We start from the raw sequence: 1,784 nt of genomic DNA, 5'->3' as shown, positions 1-1,784 counted from the left end.
GAGCGTGGTGTTCACGATGATGACGCTGATCGCGTTCGGCAGGATGTGCTTGGTGATGATGCGCCAGTCGGACGCCCCGGCGACACGCGCCGAATCGACGAACTCGCGCTCGCGCAGACTCATGAACTCCGAGCGGACCAGACGCGCCATGCCCGGCCACAGGATGAGGCCGAGGAACATGGCCAGCATGAGGGGCATGTTCGACCGGATCGACTCACGCATGGCCGCGGTCGCATGCAGCCGGTCGGGGATTTCGTTGACGAGCTTGCCCATCACTGCACCGAGCACGATGAGCGGCAGCGTGATGACGAGGTCGGTGAACCGCATGAGGAAGGTGTCGACCCTGCCTCGGTAGTAACCCGCCAGCGCGCCGACCACGGTGCCGATGATCAGCGTCATCAGGCCCATGATCGTCATGACGAGCAGCGACGTCTGGACGCCCTTCATGACAAGGGCGAAGTTGTCGCGTCCGATCGAATCCTGGCCGAAGGGGTGGAGACCGAGGCCACTCCAGGAAAGGGTCGGCCGGGCCCCGTTGACGATGCCCTCGCCGGTGGAGGTGTAGTTCTGGATGTGCCACCAGCCGGGGAGGCCGAAGGCGCCCATCGACGAGAACGAGAGGAGGGCGATCACGATGATCGTGATGATGCCGAAGAGGGCGCCCTTGTGGCGGATGAACCGGCGCCAGACGATCTGGCCCTGGGAGAGGCCCTCGACCTCTTTGAGTTCGCCGACGCCCTCGCCGCGGCCATGGGCCTCGTCGTTGTCGGGGAGGGTCGCCAGGGGGTCGCGATGGACGGCGTCCTCGTCGGGGAGCACGTCCGGGGCACGCGTGACACCGGCGTCCGGCACGGCCTCGGCGACGCGATCGACGTCGTGGTGGTCCTGCTCCTCGGGGGGCAGTCCGTCGGTGCGGTTGTCGTTGCTCATGCGTTCACCCGAATCCGTGGGTCGAGGAGGCCGTAGACGAAGTCAGCCACGAGGTTGGCGACCATGGCCAGGGCGCCGGTGATCATGACGTACGCCATCACCGGGTCGATCTCACTCCCGGCCAGGGACGTGATGAACAACCGGCCCATCCCGGACCAGCCGAAGATGGTCTCGGTGATGACGGCGCCGCCGATCATGGTGATGAAGTCGACCGGCACGATGGACGCCAGCGGCAGCAGGGCGTTGCGCATCGCATGCCGGACGATCACGACACGCTCGGACAGGCCCTTCGCACGTGCCGTGCGAATGTAGTCCTGGTTGAGCACCTCGAGCATCGAGCCGCGCTGGTAGCGCGTGTAGCCGGCGAACGAGATGAGGGTGAGTGCGATCGTCGGCAGCAGAAGGTGCGTCCAGCGGTCGAGCTCCATGAGCCAGAAGCCCTGGTTGAGGCCGGGCGTCATGGAACCGATGGTGGCGATGGGGCGTCCGGAGATGGTCGACAGGTTGTTGTAGCGCTCCCACTCCTGCATGACGCGGTCGAAGTAGGTGGCGACCGCCATGACGAGGGCGACCACCGCCGCCCCGCGCATAGAGACGCCGCGGTCGGGGCCGCCCCACAACCAGCCGATGAGGGCGCCGACGCCCAGCGCGACGACGAGCAGCCCGACGAGCATGAGCATGCTCGCCTCGACGTAGAAGAAGAGCCACTGCATGCCGATGTAGGCGGCGATGCCCACGACCGCGGTGGTGAGGGCGGCGTACAACGCCCGACGGTTGTTGATTCCGGAGAAGACGATCGAGACGCCGACCGCGGTGGCGAGCCCGATGAGGCCGACGCCGATCCAGCCGAGCTG

At 66.7% G+C, this 1,784-nt stretch carries 2 protein-coding genes; both read right to left on the bottom strand.

Features of this window, described 5'->3' with window-relative positions; all coding sequences use genetic code 11:
• The coding region (locus tag Q1K57_RS12900; RefSeq protein ID WP_300083316.1) for an ABC transporter permease at positions 1-930 on the bottom strand (930 nt) is incomplete at its 3' end.
• A partial coding sequence (locus tag Q1K57_RS12895; protein WP_300083314.1) for an ABC transporter permease occupies positions 927-1,784 on the bottom strand: 858 nt, incomplete at its 5' end. The genes Q1K57_RS12895 and Q1K57_RS12900, both read right to left, overlap by 4 nt.

The sequence above is a fragment of the Propioniciclava sp. genome, from assembly GCF_029977985.1.
Classification (GTDB): Bacteria; Actinomycetota; Actinomycetes; order Propionibacteriales; family Propionibacteriaceae; genus Propioniciclava.
Note: the sequence above shows the minus strand (reverse complement) of the source record. Positions and strands in the feature narration are given on the sequence as shown.